This window comes from Clostridium sp. OF09-36 (assembly GCF_003481985.1).
Taxonomy (GTDB): Bacteria; Bacillota; Clostridia; order Lachnospirales; family Lachnospiraceae; genus Brotaphodocola.
In genome coordinates, this window is the sequence record NZ_QUMD01000008.1 from 80,851 (window position 1) to 98,105 (window position 17,255).

General features: G+C 49.4%; 17 protein-coding genes and 1 pseudogene. 7 read left to right on the forward strand and 11 right to left on the reverse strand.

Going from position 1 to position 17,255, the window contains the following annotated elements:
* Positions 1 to 42 precede the first annotated feature (42 nt).
* Both DXA97_RS08510 and DXA97_RS08515 read right to left on the reverse strand, forming a co-directional pair.
* Positions 43 to 1,212: an amidohydrolase family protein gene (locus DXA97_RS08510; protein ID WP_118719509.1), complete on the reverse strand. Its 1,170-nt coding sequence runs from the start codon at positions 1,210 to 1,212 to the stop codon at positions 43 to 45.
* Between the two features lie 118 nt (positions 1,213 to 1,330).
* Complete coding sequence (locus DXA97_RS08515; protein WP_118540338.1) at positions 1,331 to 2,644, reverse strand: SLC13 family permease; 1,314 nt, start codon at positions 2,642 to 2,644, stop codon at positions 1,331 to 1,333.
* Between the two features lie 231 nt (positions 2,645 to 2,875).
* Here DXA97_RS08515 and DXA97_RS08520 point away from each other — a divergent pair, with 231 nt between their 5' ends.
* Positions 2,876 to 3,835: a LysR family transcriptional regulator gene (locus DXA97_RS08520; protein WP_118719511.1), complete on the forward strand. Its 960-nt coding sequence runs from the start codon at positions 2,876 to 2,878 to the stop codon at positions 3,833 to 3,835.
* Positions 3,836 to 3,896: 61 nt separating this feature from the next.
* Here the strand turns inward: DXA97_RS08520 and rpiB are convergent, their stop codons facing one another.
* From rpiB to DXA97_RS22055, 4 genes are all read right to left on the reverse strand, one after another.
* Positions 3,897 to 4,340, reverse strand: a complete 444-nt coding sequence (gene rpiB, locus DXA97_RS08525) for a ribose 5-phosphate isomerase B (protein WP_118706339.1) — start codon at positions 4,338 to 4,340, stop codon at positions 3,897 to 3,899.
* Between the two features lie 56 nt (positions 4,341 to 4,396).
* The gene (aroC, locus tag DXA97_RS08530; protein WP_118706337.1) at positions 4,397 to 5,476 is read right to left on the reverse strand and encodes a chorismate synthase; all 1,080 of its coding nucleotides are present in this window, start codon (positions 5,474 to 5,476) and stop codon (positions 4,397 to 4,399) included.
* 90 nt (positions 5,477 to 5,566) lie between these two features.
* Entirely contained in the window at positions 5,567 to 6,367 is an 801-nt protein-coding gene (locus DXA97_RS08535) for a beta-propeller fold lactonase family protein (protein ID WP_347561518.1), read from the reverse strand.
* Between the two features lie 20 nt (positions 6,368 to 6,387).
* Positions 6,388 to 6,627 (reverse strand): beta-propeller fold lactonase family protein, encoded by a 240-nt coding sequence (locus DXA97_RS22055; RefSeq protein WP_347561519.1) that lies wholly within the window; start codon positions 6,625 to 6,627, stop codon positions 6,388 to 6,390.
* Positions 6,628 to 6,880: 253 nt separating this feature from the next.
* On the opposite strand from DXA97_RS22055, the gene DXA97_RS08540 reads away from it, so the two are divergent.
* From DXA97_RS08540 to DXA97_RS08565, 6 genes are all read left to right on the forward strand, one after another.
* Positions 6,881 to 7,414 carry a cupin domain-containing protein gene (locus DXA97_RS08540; protein WP_118540343.1) on the forward strand — a complete coding sequence of 178 codons (534 nt, stop codon included), beginning with the start codon at positions 6,881 to 6,883 and terminating at the stop codon, positions 7,412 to 7,414.
* 134 nt (positions 7,415 to 7,548) lie between these two features.
* Complete coding sequence (locus DXA97_RS08545) at positions 7,549 to 8,625, forward strand: ABC transporter ATP-binding protein (RefSeq protein ID WP_118540344.1); 1,077 nt, start codon at positions 7,549 to 7,551, stop codon at positions 8,623 to 8,625.
* A complete protein-coding gene (locus tag DXA97_RS08550; RefSeq protein ID WP_118719513.1) occupies positions 8,618 to 9,430 on the forward strand; it encodes an ABC transporter permease in 813 nt (270 codons plus the stop codon). Before DXA97_RS08545 ends, DXA97_RS08550 begins: the two co-directional genes overlap by 8 nt.
* A complete protein-coding gene (locus tag DXA97_RS08555) occupies positions 9,430 to 10,224 on the forward strand; it encodes an ABC transporter permease (protein ID WP_118719515.1) in 795 nt (264 codons plus the stop codon). Before DXA97_RS08550 ends, DXA97_RS08555 begins: the two co-directional genes overlap by 1 nt.
* Positions 10,225 to 10,350: 126 nt before the next feature.
* Positions 10,351 to 11,478, forward strand: a complete 1,128-nt coding sequence (locus DXA97_RS08560; RefSeq protein ID WP_118719517.1) for an ABC transporter substrate-binding protein — start codon at positions 10,351 to 10,353, stop codon at positions 11,476 to 11,478.
* A gap of 27 nt (positions 11,479 to 11,505) precedes the next feature.
* Complete coding sequence (locus DXA97_RS08565) at positions 11,506 to 12,612, forward strand: ABC transporter substrate-binding protein (RefSeq protein ID WP_118706335.1); 1,107 nt, start codon at positions 11,506 to 11,508, stop codon at positions 12,610 to 12,612.
* A gap of 191 nt (positions 12,613 to 12,803) precedes the next feature.
* Here the strand turns inward: DXA97_RS08565 and DXA97_RS08570 are convergent, their stop codons facing one another.
* From DXA97_RS08570 to DXA97_RS08590, 5 genes and pseudogenes are all read right to left on the reverse strand, one after another.
* Positions 12,804 to 13,055, reverse strand: a complete 252-nt coding sequence (locus tag DXA97_RS08570) for a hypothetical protein (protein ID WP_118719519.1) — start codon at positions 13,053 to 13,055, stop codon at positions 12,804 to 12,806.
* 101 nt (positions 13,056 to 13,156) lie between these two features.
* Positions 13,157 to 14,101: an AEC family transporter gene (locus DXA97_RS08575; RefSeq protein WP_118719521.1), complete on the reverse strand. Its 945-nt coding sequence runs from the start codon at positions 14,099 to 14,101 to the stop codon at positions 13,157 to 13,159.
* A 262-nt stretch (positions 14,102 to 14,363) separates the two neighbouring features.
* Positions 14,364 to 14,989, reverse strand: a pseudogene (gene ttdB, locus DXA97_RS08580) (L(+)-tartrate dehydratase subunit beta).
* A complete protein-coding gene (gene ttdA, locus DXA97_RS08585; protein WP_118719523.1) occupies positions 14,989 to 15,891 on the reverse strand; it encodes a L(+)-tartrate dehydratase subunit alpha in 903 nt (300 codons plus the stop codon). Before ttdA ends, ttdB begins: the two are co-directional and overlap by 1 nt.
* A gap of 78 nt (positions 15,892 to 15,969) precedes the next feature.
* Entirely contained in the window at positions 15,970 to 17,238 is a 1,269-nt protein-coding gene (locus tag DXA97_RS08590; protein WP_118719525.1) for an SLC13 family permease, read from the reverse strand.
* Positions 17,239 to 17,255: the final 17 nt, after the last annotated feature.

The following is a 17,255-nucleotide window of genomic DNA, read 5'->3' on the forward strand; positions in this document are numbered from 1 at the left end:
CCGGTCTTTCTTTTTGTTTTTTTCAATTGAATCAGAAATATATTAGAGGTAAAAATCCGACTGGCAATACTGGATCTCACCTGCGATCATGGTTAACTGCGGTACCAGAATCTGGCTGCATACGATCTCATCATCGCAGAAATCCTTCTGGATATACTGGCGCTCCTTTAAGTCAAAGACTGCGATATCTGCGACCGCTCCTGCCTTTAAGGTTCCAATCTGTCCTTCCATGCCCATCAGCTTTGCCGGGGTTTCGGTCACGGCACGGATGATGTCATTTAAGCTTACGCCCAGTGCCAGATATTTGGAAATGACAAGCGGAAGGTTCTTTGCATACGGCGGCATGTTGAACTTGTCCACCGTAAGATCCGTAGAGATCACATCCGGCAAAAAGCCTGCTGCCAGTGCCCGCTTCGCTGCCTTTAAGCCAAAGTTTCCTTTGCCGTTAGCTGCATCAAAGATTACACCGCGCTCTCTTGCTTTTAATACCAGCGGATCGATCTTGCCATCTTCCGACGCGATCGGGTTTCCTGCCCCCTGGAAGCAATGGCAGAAAATATCGCCCGGGCGCAGGCACTCAGCCAGTTCCCCTGCCGTAACCGGAGAGTTGGTGGTATGAACACAGACGCGAAGGGAAGCACCCAGACGTTCATTCAGCTCATCGGCCAGCTTTACAACAGCACGCAGGTAATCTGTGCCGGTCTCATCCGGCACAACACCTTTGGAAAGACGGATCTTTAAGCCCAGCATGTTATCCCGGTTTGCCTCGATCACCCGCTCCATCTTTTCTACGTTGTAGAGTGCCGGGTTAAAATCCTCGCAAAGCTTTGGATCGAGCTGTCCACCGCCATACACAGTCAGAAATCCTTTTACGCGGACCTGGGACTGCGCGATCACGGACTTGTAAAATGCCTCATAGGTAGAGGTTCCCGCGCTTCCCGCATCCACTGCAGAGGTAGTTCCCTGCGCAATCATCATATCCGGATGAATGCAAATGGAACTTCCCTCATGGAACAGGTGGGTATGAAAATCGATCAGTCCCGGAGTTACCAGCTTGCCGGATGCATCGATGATGCAGTCTGGATTGCACTCTGCCGTTTCTCCTTTTACGTCTGCGATGCGCATATTTTTAATGTAAATATCCTTGATCTCGTCGATGCCCGCTGACGGATCCACAACACGTCCGCCCCGGATGATATAATCTACTTTCATTCCAGTCTCCTTTTATTATAGGGCTGTCGCAAAACGAAGTCCAAAACTTTCAATATATCAAGTTATGTACATTTTGCGACAGCCCCTGTCTACTCATGTTATTTTTTTCAGTTTGTGCTTACACAATACCTAAAGTACCGATGATGCATGCCAGAATTGCACAGCAGAACGGCATGATTGCACAGGTAATGAATACATATTTGTAGGTATCCTTCTGGGAGGTCTTAGCAATCTGGTTGCAGACAACCATACCGGATGCGTGTGGCATTGCATCGAAACCAGAAGATGCGATACATACAACACGGTGGAGCATAGCCATATTCAGTCCGGATGCTGCCAGGTATTCTCCCATGGAACTTAAGAAGATGTTCAGTCCGCCTGCGGAAGAACCGGTGATCGCTGCGATCACGTTGATAGAGATCAGTGCTGTGATCAGCGGGTTTGCATCCATGTTTACCAGAGCTGTGGTAATGCTCTCATAAGCCGGGGAAGCAGATACTACAGAACCAAAGCCCATGATGGAAGAAGTAGCGATCAGGGAGCTTAAGCCGCCGCCTGCACCGTTGGAAACAGCCTCTTTCACATTCAGACGGTCTCTGTACAGAACGCAACCTACGATAATTGCGCAGGTCATAGCAATTGCAACTGCATAGGAAGACGGGATGCTGGTCAGAGACTGGATACCAAACATCAGGACCAGAAGCACTACGATCGGAGCGAAACATGCGCCGATGGAAGGTGTCTTTCCTTCATCTACTGCATTTAAATCCATGATATCCTCACCCGGGCTTGCTACGAAGTGCTCACCGGCTGCTTTTGCTTTTTTGATCTGCCAGTTTAAGAAAAGGTAAGCAGACACAAACATGATCACGGAACAGATCAGACCGATAGAAGCACCTGCATAAGCAGTGGTTCCGAAATACTGGGTCGGAATCAGGTTCTGGGTAGACGGGGAACCCGGAAGCATTGCCATACATACAGTAACCGGGCATACCATGATGGTAGCAACGATCAGCTTCTTCGGGATATCTGCCTTCTGGAACAGTGCTACTGCGATCGGATACAGGGAGAATGCGATGATGAAGGTTCCGATTCCGCCATAGGAAAGAACCAGGCCGGTCAGCATAACAACAAGCACTACTGACTTCTCGCCAAGAAGCTTGAGCATCTTGTTTGCAATACCAACGGATGCACCACTGTCACCCATGACTTTTCCGAAAATAGCACCCAGCATAAACAGCAGGAACCAGTTTCCGGCAAATCCGGACATTCCGGTCATAAATTTCTCAGACAATGTAGTTACAGGATCCATTGCATTGAATGCAATAACGATCAGGGCACCAGCCAGTGATACGATAGCCATGTGCCAGTTTTTCCAGATCAGTGCAATGACACATACGATTGCAACGATCAACCCTAAAACACCAAACATTTTGTAACTCCTCCTTTGTTTTGTATGCCCTTATGTTAGCATGAAACGGATAAAAGTTGAACTTATAGTAATCCATGATTGCTAGAAGTTCAACTTCTTTCTAGGTTTACAAAACTGCCTGATTTTTGTATAATAGTCACAAAAATAACAAAAGAGATCCACCTCCGACAGCTTCTGCTGCCGGAAGACAAGATCCGGCTAAAACAACACACATAAAAGGGGAAACTTACAATGGATACAAGACAGCTAAAATACATTCTGACCATTGCAGAATGCGGCAGCATTTCCAAGGCTGCAGATAAGCTTTTTATCTCCCAGTCCGGCTTAAACCAGCAGCTGATCCGTATAGAAAAAGAAATGGGCATCCCGCTTTTTGAGCGGGACACCCACCATCTTGCCACGACCGAAGCCGGGGTGATCTTCCTGCGCTACGCCCAGGAAACCTTAAACCGTGAAAAACAGATGCATGCCATGATCAGCGATGTCATGGACGGAAATGTAGGCGAAATCCGGGTCAACCTGGCCATGGAGCAGGGAATCGAGCTCTTCTGCGAGATCTTCCCGGAATTCCACGCAAAATATCCCCAGATAGAACTAAAGCTTGAGGACCATATCGTCGCAGACCAGTACAAGCTGCTTGCAGAAAGCAAGCTTGATATCGGCATGGTCATGGTTAAAAACCATGACATAGAGAATTTGGAATATATCCATTTAGCCAACGAGCGTTTTCTTCTCGGCGTTCCAACCGGCCATCCACTGACCCGTTTTTACCAGCCAACTTCCGATGGCGACTACCCGGAGATTGACTTAACACTCTGCAGGCAGGAGCCTTTTTCGCTGATGTTTGCCGGTTCCACCTTCCGTCAGGTGATCGATCCCTGCTTTGAGCGTGCCGGATTTGTTCCGAATATCATGTTTGAAGCCCGCACCAACCATGTCATTGCACTGATGGTATCCAGAGGAATCTGCCTGACCATTCTGCCAGAATCCCAGGCAAAACTCTACCCGAACCTCTGCTGGTTTCGCCTAGAGGATAACCCCTCCTGGGAAAGCTGTATGATCTACCACAAAGAGCAACCGCCCAGGAAAGCAGGGAGGTATTTCATCGAGCTGGCCGTGCAGCACACCAAGACACTCACTGCGAAAAGCAGGCCAAACTGGGCAATAAGGAATAACAATATAAGTATATGATAAGAGCCGTGTGAGTTGCCGAAAGGCAACTCACACGGCCCTATTAAAGTGAATCAAATTGTTATTTATTCTCAATATCGAAGATCATGTCGACTCTTCTCTGGTGGCGTCCACCCTCATATTCGTTGTCCAACCACTCATCTACGATCATCTTCGCCATCTCGACACCCACTACGCGGGCACCGAAGGTCAGGACGTTGGTATTGTTGTGTCTGCGGGACATTCTCGCGCTGTACGGCTCGCTGCAGGTGCAGACCAGAACGCCTTTTACCTTGCCTGCTGCCAGACCGATACCGATACCGGTTCCGCAGATTGCGATGCCGTAATCCGCCTCACCGGATGCTACCGCGCGTCCAACCTTCTCGCCGTATACCGGGTAATCGCAGCTTTCGCTGGAGTTGGTTCCGAAGTCGATGACCTCGTAACCCTTCTGCTCTACATATGCCTTGATGGCTTCCTTCATTTCCACTGCGGAGTGATCATTTCCCATTGCAATCTTCTTCATAATTTTCCTCTTTCCTGCCTTTCTTTGTTCTCCTCGTTCCAGCTTTCCGCTCTACCTTAATCTAATTTTGCATTCTTTCCCATTAATAACAGATCAAGGATCGTCAGCGCCGTCATAGCCTCTACTACCACAACCGCTCTCGGCACCACCACCGGATCATGGCGTCCCTTGATGGCGATCTCTACATTCTCGCCATGGTTGTTCGCTGTTTTCTGTGGCTGCGCGATTGACGGAGTCGGTTTGAAAGCCGCACGCAGCACGATCTGGCTTCCATCGCTCATGCCGCCTAAAATACCGCCTGCATGGTTGGTCTTTTTCACAACCTTACCATACGCATCGACATAAAACTCATCGTTATTCTGGGATCCAAGCGCTTTTGCTGCTGCAAAGCCATCCCCAATCTCGAATCCTTTTACGGCGCCGATGGACATGATTGCCCTCGCCAGGCTTGCATCCAGCTTATCGAATACCGGCTCGCCAACACCAACCGGCATGCCATCTACCAGACATTCTACCACGCCGCCCACGGAATCCTGTGCAGCGATCATGCGCTCTAAAAATTCTGCAGTTTCCTCTGCTGCCACCTTATCCGGCATGTTCAGGCTGTTGTTATCGCGCTCAGAAAGATCAAAGCGCTTCGGATCGATCTCAAACTCGCCGATGCTTTTCACATAAGCGGTGACCGTAATGCCATAATGTGCCAGCAACTTGCAGGCAACTGCCCCGGCTGCTACCCGGGCAATGGTCTCACGCGCGGAAGAGCGTCCGCCGCCCCGGTAATCACGGAAGCCATACTTCTGCTCAAAGCAGTAATCCGCATGTCCCGGGCGGTACACATCCATGATCGCACTATAATCTTTGGAACGCTGGTCGGTATTGCGCACCATCATGGCGATCGGGGTTCCGGTCGTCTTTCCCTCAAACACACCGGAAAGGATCTCGACCTGGTCTCCTTCGTTTCTTGCGGTGGCAAATTTGCTCTGCCCCGGTTTTCTCCTATTTAAATAAGTCTGTACATCTTCCTCACAAAGCGGAAGTCCCGCCGGGCAGCCGTCGATGGTGACACCGACGCCTTTGCCGTGGGACTCTCCCCATGTCATGATACGGAAGATGGTTCCATAGGTTGATCCTGCCATAGTTTCCTCCGCTGTTTTCCCATTTTTCTTTCACACAAAGGTATAAACGCCTGACGGCCTTGCACAGTGCTGCCAGATTTTTCGTCTTAATCAGTCGTCCACTTTCACAATGATGCAGCTGTTCGGCTCGTTGCACTTGATCGCATTGGAGCTCATGATCAGCAGTTTTTTCTCGTAATCGATCTTGAAAAATGTGATGGTATTGCTTTCATGGTTGATTGCCGCAATGTGCTTATCATCCGGGAAGACTGCGATATCCTTTGGATATTCTCCGCTGATCGGCAGACAGCACATCAGGGTCAGAAGACCGGTCTTCTTATCTCTGCTGTACATGGCCACACTCTCGTCGCCTGCATTGCTGCAGAACATATGCTTCTCATCCGGGGAGAAGCGTAACGAGCAGGCTGCTGCCAAAGAGCTGTGCTTTTCTCCCATGGTAGAAATCGTCTGGATCTTCTCCACATTCGGGACACGGTCTCCGGTCTCGTAGGTAAATACGTCAATGACATTCTTCTGCTCATACATTAAATAGAAGAATTTGCCATCAGAGCTGAAGCGCAGGTTTCTCGGTGCAGATTCCATCTCACACGGGATGGTGTCTACCTGAACCAGATGCTCGTCCTTCTCGCTGAAGCGGTAGATCTTTACCTGGTCCAGACCGGAATCTACGATCATGACAAATTTGTTATCCGGAGTACGTCTGCAGCAGGTTACATGCGGGCGAAAATTACGCTCTGCTACGCTGCCCAGTCCCTTATGGAACACACCGTCCACGATCTCACCGACACCGCCATCCTTGCGCAGGCGCAGTACCGTTGCCTTGCCATCATGGAAACCAGACACGAATACATACCGGTCTTCCTTATCCATGGACAGGTGGCAGGCTCTCATGCCTTTGGTCTTTGCGCTGTTTAAGCGGGAAAGACTTCCGTTTCCAGAATACGGAATGCCACAACACCCTCATCCGCAACAGAATACAGGGTTTTATTATCATTGGATGCTGTTACATAGGAGGAATTGTCCACTTCCACCTCGCAGCGCTCTGTAAATGTTCCTTTTTCCACGTCTACATCGTAAACCGTGATTCCCTTGGCTTTGCCGTTGTACGAATAGGAACCGACATATGCCATATACTTTCCTTCAAAAGCCATTGCTCTTCCTCCTGTCACGCCTTCAAGTTTCTGCGTTTTTTAACCCGGTCTGCGCATAAAATGCGCAAACGTTCCAATCGTAAACAGCATACCACACATTCTCAAAAAAATCTATTCTGAATCTATTGACATACAGATATTTTCCAGTATAATGAATCTTGCTTTGTGTTTACTAAAGCTAAACTTTAAAGTGCATTTTACATTCATTTAATATTTCTAAACTTTTCGGATAGTATTATCATGGAGGACTGTTATGGATATCGGATCAAAATTAAAGGAGATACGGACGCTAAAGGGTCTGACCCAGGAAGAACTGGCAGACCGGGCAGAGCTTTCCAAGGGCTTCATCTCCCAGCTGGAACGAAATTTAACCTCTCCTTCCATTGCAACACTCACCGACATCTTACAGTGCCTCGGCACGACGCTTGGTGAGTTTTTTAATGAAACTCCGGAAGAGCAGGTCGTATTCGGAAAAGCAGATTATTTTGAAAAATACGATGCGGAATTAAAAAATGAGATCCGCTGGATCATCCCGAACGCACAGAAAAACATGATGGAACCGATTCTCATTACCTTAGAGGCCGGCGGCTCCACCTACCCGGACAACCCACATGAGGGTGAGGAATTCGGATATGTACTGCAGGGAAGCATCAACATCCACATCGGAAGCAAGACCTACCGGGCGAAGAAGGGCGAGTCCTTTTACTTTACCCCGGACAAAAAGCATTACCTTACGAGCCGTCACGGCGCATCGCTGATCTGGGTCAGCACGCCGCCAAGCTTCTAAAGCTGACCGGAGCGAACATCGCAAAGGCCGGTAGCCCGCTTTTGAGAGGGCAGCTGCATATGCAGTCAGCCCAGAGATTGAATATCACATGTAAATGAAAACAAATGTAACCATACTTTAGGAGGAATAATGCGATGGCTCAGCCCCTGATTGACTTAGTCAACATTTCAAAAAGCTTTGACAACACCATGGTCTTAGACGACCTCAATCTTTCCGTTAAGGAAAATTCTTTCGTAACATTACTGGGTCCCAGCGGCTGCGGCAAAACCACAACCCTGCGCATCATCGGCGGATTTGAGACGGCCGACACCGGAAAGGTCATTTTCGACGGAACCGATATCAGCAAACTTCCGCCGAATAAGCGCCAGTTAAATACCGTATTCCAGAAATACGCCCTGTTCACCCACATGAACATCGCGGAAAATATCGCATTCGGCTTAAAGATCAAAGGCAAATCCAAAGCCTACATCGATGACAAGATCAAGTACGCGTTAAAGCTGGTAAACTTAGACGGCTATGAGAAGCGTACCGTAGACTCCTTAAGCGGCGGCCAGCAGCAACGTATCGCCATTGCCCGCGCCATCGTAAACGAGCCGCGTCTTCTGCTTTTAGACGAGCCGTTAGGTGCCCTGGACTTAAAGCTGCGCCAGGACATGCAGTATGAGCTGATCCGCTTAAAGAATGAGCTCGGCATCACCTTCATCTACGTTACCCACGACCAGGAAGAAGCGCTGACCATGTCCGACACCATCGTTGTCATGAACCAGGGCTACATCCAGCAGATGGGTACCCCGGAGCAGATCTACAACGAGCCGGAGAACGCATTCGTGGCAGACTTCATCGGCGAAAGCAACATTGTCCCGGGCATTATGATTCGCGACGAGCTGGTTGAGATCTTCGGTGCCAAATTTGCCTGCGTGGATAAAGGCTTCGGCAACAACACTCCGGTCGATGTTGTCATCCGCCCGGAGGATATCGACCTGGTAGACCCGTCCGAGGGCACGCTGGTCGGCACCTGCACCCACTTGATCTTCAAGGGTGTTCATTATGAAATGGAAGTCACCACCCCGGACGGCTTCGAGTGGCTGGTACACAGCACCGATATGTGCCCGGTCGGCAAACAGGTCGGCATCAAGGTGGACCCGTTTGACATCCAGATCATGAACAAACCTGCATCAGAGGATGAGGAGGCCGTAGGAGTCAATGAATAAGAAATGGTTAGCCGGACCGTATCTGGTCTGGATGGTTGGTTTCATCGTCATTCCGCTGATCCTTATCGTGTATTACGGATTGACCGATAAATCTGGAGCATTCACCCTTACCAATGTGCTTTCCATCTCCACCCCGGAGCATGTGAAGGCCCTGTGGCTCTCCCTGGGACTTTCCCTGGTGAGCACGGTGATCTGCCTCGTACTTGCTTACCCGCTTGCCATGATCCTGCGTAACCGTGGCATCGGCCAGGGAAGCTTTATCGTCTTCATCTTCATTCTTCCGATGTGGATGAACTTTCTGCTGCGCACCCTGGCATGGCAGACTCTTCTGGAAAAGAGCGGTGTGATCAACGGCATCTTAAGTGCCCTGCACCTGCCAAACCAGAACCTGATCAATACCCCGGGCGCGATCGTGCTTGGTATGGTTTATAACTTCCTGCCGTTTATGGTCCTTCCGATCTACAACGTGCTTTGCAAGATCGATGATAACACTATCAACGCGGCAAGAGACCTTGGCGCAAGCTTTACCCAGACACTTCTGTGGGTATGGCTTCCGCTTAGCGTGCCGGGCATCATCAGCGGCATTACCATGGTGTTCGTACCGTCCCTGACCACTTTCGTAATTTCCAACTTACTGGGCGGCAGCAAGATCCTCCTGATCGGTAATGTCATCGAGCAGGAATTCACCAAGGGCAGCAACTGGAACTTAGGCTCCGGTCTCTCCCTGGTCCTTATGGTCTTCATTCTGATCAGCATGGCGCTGATCGCAAAATACGATAAAAACGGCGAAGGGAGTACATTCTAATGAGTAAGATCCGACAGAATTTCCGGCGTATCCTGCAGGACTTCTACCTGGTGATCATCATGGTGTTTTTGTACGCGCCGATTGCCACCATGGTGGTATTATCCTTTAACAGTTCCAAATCCCGTACCCAGTGGGGCGGGTTCACCCTGCAGTGGTACACCCAGATGTTTGCAAGCCGCAACATCATGGCTGCCCTGCAGAATACTTTGCTGATCGCATTCTTGTCCGCGCTGATCGCCACCATCATCGGCACCGCGGCATCCATCGCGATCAACAGCATGAAACAGATTCCCCAGACCATCGTCATGGGGATCACCAACATTCCGATGCTGAATGCCGATATCGTAACCGGTATCTCCCTGATGCTGGCTTTCCTTGCTTTCGGTATTTCCCTTGGCTTTAAGACCGTGCTGATCGCGCACATCACCTTTAATATCCCGTACGTGATCCTAAGCGTCATGCCAAAGCTCAAGCAGACCAACCGCTACACCTATGAAGCGGCCCTGGACCTCGGCGCAAGCCCGATCCGCGCTTTCTTCAAAGTCGTGTTCCCGGATATCTTACCGGGTGTGCTGTCCGGCTTTTTGCTGGCCTTCACCATGTCTCTGGATGATTTTATCATCACCCACTTTACCAGAGGCGCAGGCATCAACACCCTGTCCACCCTGATCTACAGCGAAGTTCGCCGCGGCATCAAGCCGTCTATGTACGCGCTCTCCACCGTGATCTTTGCGGTGGTACTGGCACTGCTGCTCATCAGCAATTTTGCACCGAAGAAAAAGCAGGAAGCCTGACACGTTTTGATTTACCAAACAAAACAGGCAGGATGTCTGACCTTTTTTGATTCACCAAACACCATTTGCTGCTCTGCGAAATGTCAAATAGACAGCACACAACCACACCACTAAGAGGAGATGACTATGAAAAAAAGAGTATTTGCAATTTCCATGGCAGGTCTGACTGCCGCTTCCACTCTTCTTTCCGGCTGCGGTGCATCCGGATCTGCAGGAGGTTCCACTTCTGCTGCCAATTCCGGCAGTTCTGACGCAGGCGAGCTTTATGTTTACAACTGGGGCGAGTACATTGACGAGGATGTCATTTCCCAGTTCGAGGATGAGACCGGCATCAAGGTTATTTACGATATGTTCGAGACCAACGAGGAGATGTACCCGGTCATCGAGGCCGGCGGCGTCAACTATGATGTTGTCTGCCCGTCCGATTACATGATCCAGAAAATGCGTGAGAACGACCTGCTTGCTGAGATCAACTTCGACAATGTGCCGAACATCGACCAGATTGACCCGGCTTACATGGAAATGTCCAAGTCCTTTGACCCGGAGAACAAATACTCCGTTCCTTACTGCTGGGGAACCGTAGGCATCCTTTACAATACCAAGCTGTTAGACGAGCTCGGCGTACCGGCTCCGACCAAATGGGCAGATCTGTGGGATGAGCGCTTAAGCGGCGAGATCCTCATGCAGGACAGTGTCCGCGACGCCTTCATGGTTGCCTTAAAGAAAGATGGCTACTCCATGAACAGTGCAAATGAGGACGAGCTCCAGCAGGCGAAGCAGGATCTGGTAGACCAGAAACCGCTCGTTCAGGCTTACGTCATCGACCAGGTAAGAGACAAGATGATCGGCGGTGAGGCTGCAGTCGGTGTCATTTACTCCGGCGAGATGCTCTACATCCAGGACGAGGTTGCAAACCTGGGACTGGATTACGAACTGGAATATGTCATTCCGGAAGAGGGAACCAACCTGTGGCTGGATTCCTGGGTCATTCCGAAAAACGCGAAGAACAAAGAAAACGCAGAGAAATGGATCGATTTCTTATGCCGTCCGGAGATTGCAAAAGCAAACTTTGAGTACATCACCTACCCGACCCCGAACAAGGGCGCGTTCGAGCTGTTAGACGAAGACCTGCAGAACAACAAGGCAGTCTTCCCGGATATCGATTCCCTGAACAATTCTGAGGTTTACGAGTATCTCGGCGATGAGACCGACAATATCTACAACGAACTGTGGAAAGAAATAAAATCCAACTAAAAATAAAAGACAGAGGAGATTGAGAAAATGAAAAAAAGATGGATCGCATCTGCTGCGGCTTTATCCGCAGCGGCACTTACTGTAACCGGCTGCGGAGCTTCCGCTTCCGGCACTGCTCCGGCTGAGGGCTCTGGCTCCGGCGATGCCGGTGAGCTCTACGTTTACAACTGGGGCGAGTACATTGACGAGAGTGTCATTGATGAATTCGAGGAAGAAACCGGCATTAAGGTTGTCTACGATTTATTCGAGACCAACGAGGAGATGTATCCGGTCATCGAAGCCGGCGGCATTGCTTACGATGCGGTATGCCCATCCGATTTCATGATCCAGAAGATGCGCGAGCATGACCTCTTAGCCGAGATCAACTTCGACAACGTGCCGAACATCGACCAGATCGATCCGCTTTACATGGAGCTTTCCAAATCCTTCGACCCGGAAAACAAATACGCAGTTCCGTATACCTGGGGCACCATCGGCATCCTCTACAACAAAGAGCGCCTGCAGGAACTTGGCGTAGAGCCGCCGACCAAATGGTCCGACCTGTGGGATGAGCGCTTAAGCGGTGAAATCCTCATGCAGGACAGCATCCGCAGTGCCTTCATGACCGGCTTAAAGAAAAACGGCTACTCCTTAAACAGCACCAATCCGGATGAGATCAACAAGGCAAAGCAGGACCTGATCGACCAGAAGCCGCTGGTACAGGCTTACGTTGTAGACCAGGTAAGAGATAAGATGATCGGCGGCGAGGCTGCAGTCGGCATCATCTACTCCGGTGAGATGCTTTACATCCAGGGCGAGGACGGCACCGACAATCTCCAGTACGTGATCCCGGAAGAAGGCACCGACCTCTTCATCGACTGCTGGGTCATCCCGAAAAATGCAAAGAACAAGGAAAACGCAGAGAAGTGGATCAACTTCCTGTGCAGACCGGACATCGCAAAGAAGAACTTTGAGTACATCACCTACTCCACCCCGAACAAGGGCGCATTCGAGCTGTTAGACGAAGATATGCAGAACAACAAGGCAATCTTCCCGGACATCGACTCCATCAAGAATGCAGAGGTTCTGAAGTACCTTGGCGACGATGTGGACGAGATCTACAACGAAGCATGGAAGGAAGTAAAATCTAAGTAATTCCATTTCAGACATGACCAAAATTGTGCATCCTGCGGAACAATTTTGATTTCCCAGGAACTCAGTTCCATGAAAAAAAGGAGCTTCGCACTGATGAATAAGTCTCAGTGCAAAGCTCCTTTTTTGATTGTTTACATTCCAAATCAGCTACCAAAACTATGTCATATTGGAATTTTCCGTTCAGGAAATCCCTATCCATGAACAGGGACCATAACTTCCCGGCACCAGTCATCAAATCCCGGTGGTGTTGAAGTAAATCTCAATTTCCAGCCTTCTTCTGTCTGCTCACGCAGACGGGAGCTCATATTCCGCAGGATCAGCATGACCTTAGCCGGCTTTGTCTTAAAATAGTCATCAAAATCTTTCGGAGTGCCGTACATGCAGTCCGATGGTCTGCCCTTGGAAAAGATCACTTCCCCCTTTTTGAACACCTTTTTATCCATAGTTTTATCTCCTTTACACGAAAAGTTTTTCGAATCGCTTTCTTTTTGACACCACCATAGCAGAATGGCGGAAAGGCATTTTTACAACTTGATTTTGCAGACTAGATCAACCCCAGTGTCCTTGTCACATACAACCAGAAGGTCAATGAAAATGCGCTCGCACAGGTTGTCAGTGCCACGATGCTGGAGGTCAGTACTCCGGCATGTCCCATATTGCGGGCCATAACGTAACAGCTGACCGTTGTGCTAGAACCAAGCATGACAAGAATCGCAATCAGTTTCGCCTCCCGGAAGCCCAGAAGCACGGCCAGCGGAAGAAAGATGGTGCACAAGCCAAACAGCTTCATAAAACTTGCCAGAAATGCCGGTCCCATACCGTTTTTTGCCTCTTTCCAGTTAAAGGCAGCACCCATTGCCATTAACCCAAGCGGGGTTGCCATGCCTCCAAGGTTCGATACGGTTTTCGTAAAAATAGCTGGTGTAGGAAGATGAAGGACTGACCACAGCGCACCAAATACGATACCCAGAATGATCGGATTCGTCACGATCCCCTTCAGCGTTTTTTTCACCAGTGCCGGACTCATACCATCCTGTCCTGGTTTTGTAAAGGAGAGCACAACAACTGCCATAATGTTATAAAGCGGCACACTTCCGATGATCATGAGTGGCGCCATGCCCGAATTCCCATAGATATTAGTAATAAATGCAATGCCCAGAATTGCCGCGCTGCTGCGGTATGTGCCCTGAATAAACTCGCCACGCAGGGATTTGTCCTTCAATGTCAGGGAAAGCAGTGTTGCGATCAAGATACTTAAAATAGTAGCCGAGAAACAGAACGCTACAAATTTCCCATCCCAGGCACTTGCAAAATCCTGCTTTGCAAGATCTCCGAAAAGCAGCACCGGCAACGCCACCTTAAACACAAACTGGTTGAGTCCGTCGATCATATTTTCTCTTAAGATTCCTGTTCTCCGAAACACCATGCCAAGTACCATAAGCAAAAAGACCGGCATGGTCGCATTCAGACTAAACATCAGATTTTCCATATGCGTTTACCTCATTTTCCCACAAGAATTTAACACCTTCACAGCTGTATTTTATAGTGGCAAGCTTACCATCTTTCATTATCTTTATCACTGTGATTTGCTAAACTTTAATATACACTGAAAAATCGGTTTTTGTCAATCGCAGGTAAAGGGAACACAAAAACAGGCGCTGCAAAGAAGGGAGTTTTGCAGCGCCTGTTTTCTTTTTCGGCAAAATTTGGACATTACATTTGGTTGAAATGAATTCTTGATCGGGTAAAGCTTATTTAATGAAGCTTACATGCTTGCAGATCTCTTCGATCGCTTTTTCTTTTCTCTCGTTGAAAACAACTTTGTTTTCTTCAAAGAGATTGCGTCCCTCGGTATCGATGGATACGATCAGCGGGCCAAACTCTTTCACTCGGCAGTTCCACAGAGTCTCCGGCATACCTAAGTCTCTCCACTCTGCGCAGACGATCTCTTCTACCTCAGTTGCTGCCACAACAGCATTTCCAGCCGGGAATACACAGTGGATTGCTTTGTAGTTCTTGCAGGCATACTCGGTGTTCGGACCCATACCGCCCTTACCGATGATAACCTTGACACCGGTTTTCTCAACAAATTCTTTCTCGAATTTTTCCATACGCATGGAAGTGGTCGGGCCTACAGAAACCATCTCGAACTTATCATTCTCCAGCGGACGAATGATCGGGCTGCGTGGAAGATTGCTGCGTCGCGTACATCCACCGGCAGCTCCCGGCCCCCCTCTACCAGACGGCGGTGTGCCACGTCACGGCAAGTTGTCATGCTTCCATTTAAGTATACGATATCACCAATATGAATATCCTTTAAATCCTCCTCAGAGATCGGAGTCGTCAAAATTTTCTTTCCATCTTTCAGTTCTAACATTATAAAGTCACCCCCGAATGTGTAGTAATGGTATAGTTCAGATCCTTATCAAAGATGATGTGTCCGCGGCGGTGGGACCAGCATCCTACATTGACAGCCACACCAATGGTAGATGGATGTCTTGCGGTGTTCTCGATATGTACACCCATAACGGAGTACTTGCCGCCCATACCCTGCGGTCCAAGACCAATCGCATTGATGCCATCTTCCAGAAGCTTCTCCATGGAAGCGGCACGCTCGTTCTCGTTGTGGCTTCCCAGCGGACGCATCAGCGCTTTCTTGGAAAGCAGTGCTGCAGTCTCAACAGAGGTTGCAACGCCGACACCAACCAGAAGCGGCGGGCATGCATTTAAACCATAGGAAGTCATGACATCCATAACGAAACGGGTCACGCCCTCATAACCGGCACCTGGCATCAGGACCATAGCTTTACCCGGAAGCGTACAGCCGCCGCCTGCCATGTATGTGTAGATCTCGCACTTGTCGCTGTCCGGAACGATATCCCAGAACACGGTCGGGGTACCCTTACCTACGTTCTTTCCGGTGTTGTACTCATCAAAAGTCTCTACACTGTTGTGACGAAGCGGTGCCTCGAAGGTTGCCTTTACCACTGCCTCTTTTAACAGCGCCTCCAGCTCACCGATCAGCGGGAATTTTGTTCCGCATTTTACCCAGAACTGCAGCACACCGGTGTCCTGGCAGCTCGGACGGTTTAAGGTCTTTGCCAGTACCTGGTTCTTCTTCATGGTCTCATAAATTACTTTGGACAGCGGGCTGTCCTCCTTCTCTGCCAGTTCGTCTAACTTGGCAATGATGTCGTCCGGCAGTACCTTACCGATATGGGATACAAAATTCGCCATATATGTGGTAAGCTGCTCAACCTGTTTTTCTTTGCTGCTCATCGTTTTGATCTCCTTTCTTGTGAAACATAAATTCATGTGAATATGTTGTGTTTATAATTTTATTTATTCCAATTCCGTTTACGGGAAAAACGGAAATGCAATCGGCAAAATGATCATGCTGACGATCGTTGCAATAACAATCAGCGGTAATCCGGATTTGACATAATCCATAAAGGTATATCCTCCGGCTCCCACTACCATGGTGTTTGCCGGCATGCCGATCGGGGTTGCGTAAGCGCAGGAACCGCCGATGACACAGGCCATCAGAACTGCTCTCGGGTCCGCGCCCATTCCCTGGGCAATAGAGAGACAGATCGGAACCATAAGGGCTGTGGTTGCTGTGTTGGACATGAAGTTTGTCATCACACAGCAGAGGATAAATACCACAAAGGTCAGCACATACGGGGAAGGATTTTCTCCCAGCGCTCCCATAACGGTTTCCGCGATCATGGCACCCGCTCCTGTCTGGGATAAGGCCGACGCCAAAGATAAAGTGCCGCCAAACAGGAAGATCGTTTTTAAGTCAATCGATTTCAGTGCATCTTTCTCGGAAATGACTCCGGTCAGGATCAGTGCCAGCGCTCCCACACATCCTGAGATGCAAAGCTTGATGCCGATCTGCTTCTCAAAGATCATGGCAAGCAGGGTCAGCACCAGAATCACCAGGGACAGAGTCTGCTTCCACTTCGGTACATCATCGAAATTCTTTGTGTCATCAAACACTCCGGCATCGCCGCTTACCTGTTTATTCGGAAGCAAGCGGTAACCAACCGTCGCATAAAAGAGGATTCCGCAGATTAGGATCGGCATTCCGACAATGGCATATTCAAAAAAGCCAAATCCCAGGTTCATCTCCTCCAGGGCGCTCTGTGCGATCAGGTTTCCCGGCGCACCGATCAGGGATAAGTTGCCTCCCATGGCTGCCGCAAATACCAGCGGCATCAGCAGTCTGGAACGGGAATATCCGGATTTTGCGGCGATTCCGATCACAACCGGGATCAGCACTGCTGCAGTTCCGGTGTTAGAAAGGACACCGCTCATCAGTCCTACGATCACCATAATGGCAATGATCAGCATCTTCTCTGTCTTTGCAAACTTTGTTACGATCCCGCCGATCTTGTTCGCCATGCCGGTCTCGAAAAACGCACCTCCGACAATAAACATAGCAACGAACAAAATGACGTTGCTGTCGATGAATCCGGCAAATGCCGACTTTACATCTAAAACCCCAGTCACGACCAGTCCGCAACAGACGATCATGGATGTCACTCCAAGCGGTATCTTCTCAAATACGAACATGACTACCGCAAAGAGAAGAAACAGTAATGTGATTGTTGTTGGATTCATTCTTACCTCCCATACTC

What these genes read in the sequence shown, in the direction of transcription:
- DXA97_RS08560 (WP_118719517.1), top strand. Translation starts at nt 10,351, where the DNA reads ATGAAAAAAAGAGTATTTGCAATTTCCATGGCAGGTCTGACTGCCGCT.
- DXA97_RS08545 (WP_118540344.1), top strand. Translation starts at nt 7,549, where the DNA reads ATGGCTCAGCCCCTGATTGACTTAGTCAACATTTCAAAAAGCTTTGAC.
- DXA97_RS08565 (WP_118706335.1), top strand. Translation starts at nt 11,506, where the DNA reads ATGAAAAAAAGATGGATCGCATCTGCTGCGGCTTTATCCGCAGCGGCA.
- aroC (WP_118706337.1), bottom strand. Translation starts at nt 5,476, where the DNA reads ATGGCAGGATCAACCTATGGAACCATCTTCCGTATCATGACATGGGGA.
- DXA97_RS08570 (WP_118719519.1), bottom strand. Translation starts at nt 13,055, where the DNA reads ATGGATAAAAAGGTGTTCAAAAAGGGGGAAGTGATCTTTTCCAAGGGC.
- DXA97_RS22055 (WP_347561519.1), bottom strand. Translation starts at nt 6,627, where the DNA reads ATGGCTTTTGAAGGAAAGTATATGGCATATGTCGGTTCCTATTCGTAC.
- DXA97_RS08590 (WP_118719525.1), bottom strand. Translation starts at nt 17,238, where the DNA reads ATGAATCCAACAACAATCACATTACTGTTTCTTCTCTTTGCGGTAGTC.
- DXA97_RS08510 (WP_118719509.1), bottom strand. Translation starts at nt 1,212, where the DNA reads ATGAAAGTAGATTATATCATCCGGGGCGGACGTGTTGTGGATCCGTCA.
- DXA97_RS08520 (WP_118719511.1), top strand. Translation starts at nt 2,876, where the DNA reads ATGGATACAAGACAGCTAAAATACATTCTGACCATTGCAGAATGCGGC.
- DXA97_RS08575 (WP_118719521.1), bottom strand. Translation starts at nt 14,101, where the DNA reads ATGGAAAATCTGATGTTTAGTCTGAATGCGACCATGCCGGTCTTTTTG.
- DXA97_RS08555 (WP_118719515.1), top strand. Translation starts at nt 9,430, where the DNA reads ATGAGTAAGATCCGACAGAATTTCCGGCGTATCCTGCAGGACTTCTAC.
- DXA97_RS08535 (WP_347561518.1), bottom strand. Translation starts at nt 6,367, where the DNA reads ATGAGAGCCTGCCACCTGTCCATGGATAAGGAAGACCGGTATGTATTC.
- ttdA (WP_118719523.1), bottom strand. Translation starts at nt 15,891, where the DNA reads ATGAGCAGCAAAGAAAAACAGGTTGAGCAGCTTACCACATATATGGCG.
- DXA97_RS08515 (WP_118540338.1), bottom strand. Translation starts at nt 2,644, where the DNA reads ATGTTTGGTGTTTTAGGGTTGATCGTTGCAATCGTATGTGTCATTGCA.
- DXA97_RS08550 (WP_118719513.1), top strand. Translation starts at nt 8,618, where the DNA reads ATGAATAAGAAATGGTTAGCCGGACCGTATCTGGTCTGGATGGTTGGT.
- rpiB (WP_118706339.1), bottom strand. Translation starts at nt 4,340, where the DNA reads ATGAAGAAGATTGCAATGGGAAATGATCACTCCGCAGTGGAAATGAAG.
- DXA97_RS08540 (WP_118540343.1), top strand. Translation starts at nt 6,881, where the DNA reads ATGGATATCGGATCAAAATTAAAGGAGATACGGACGCTAAAGGGTCTG.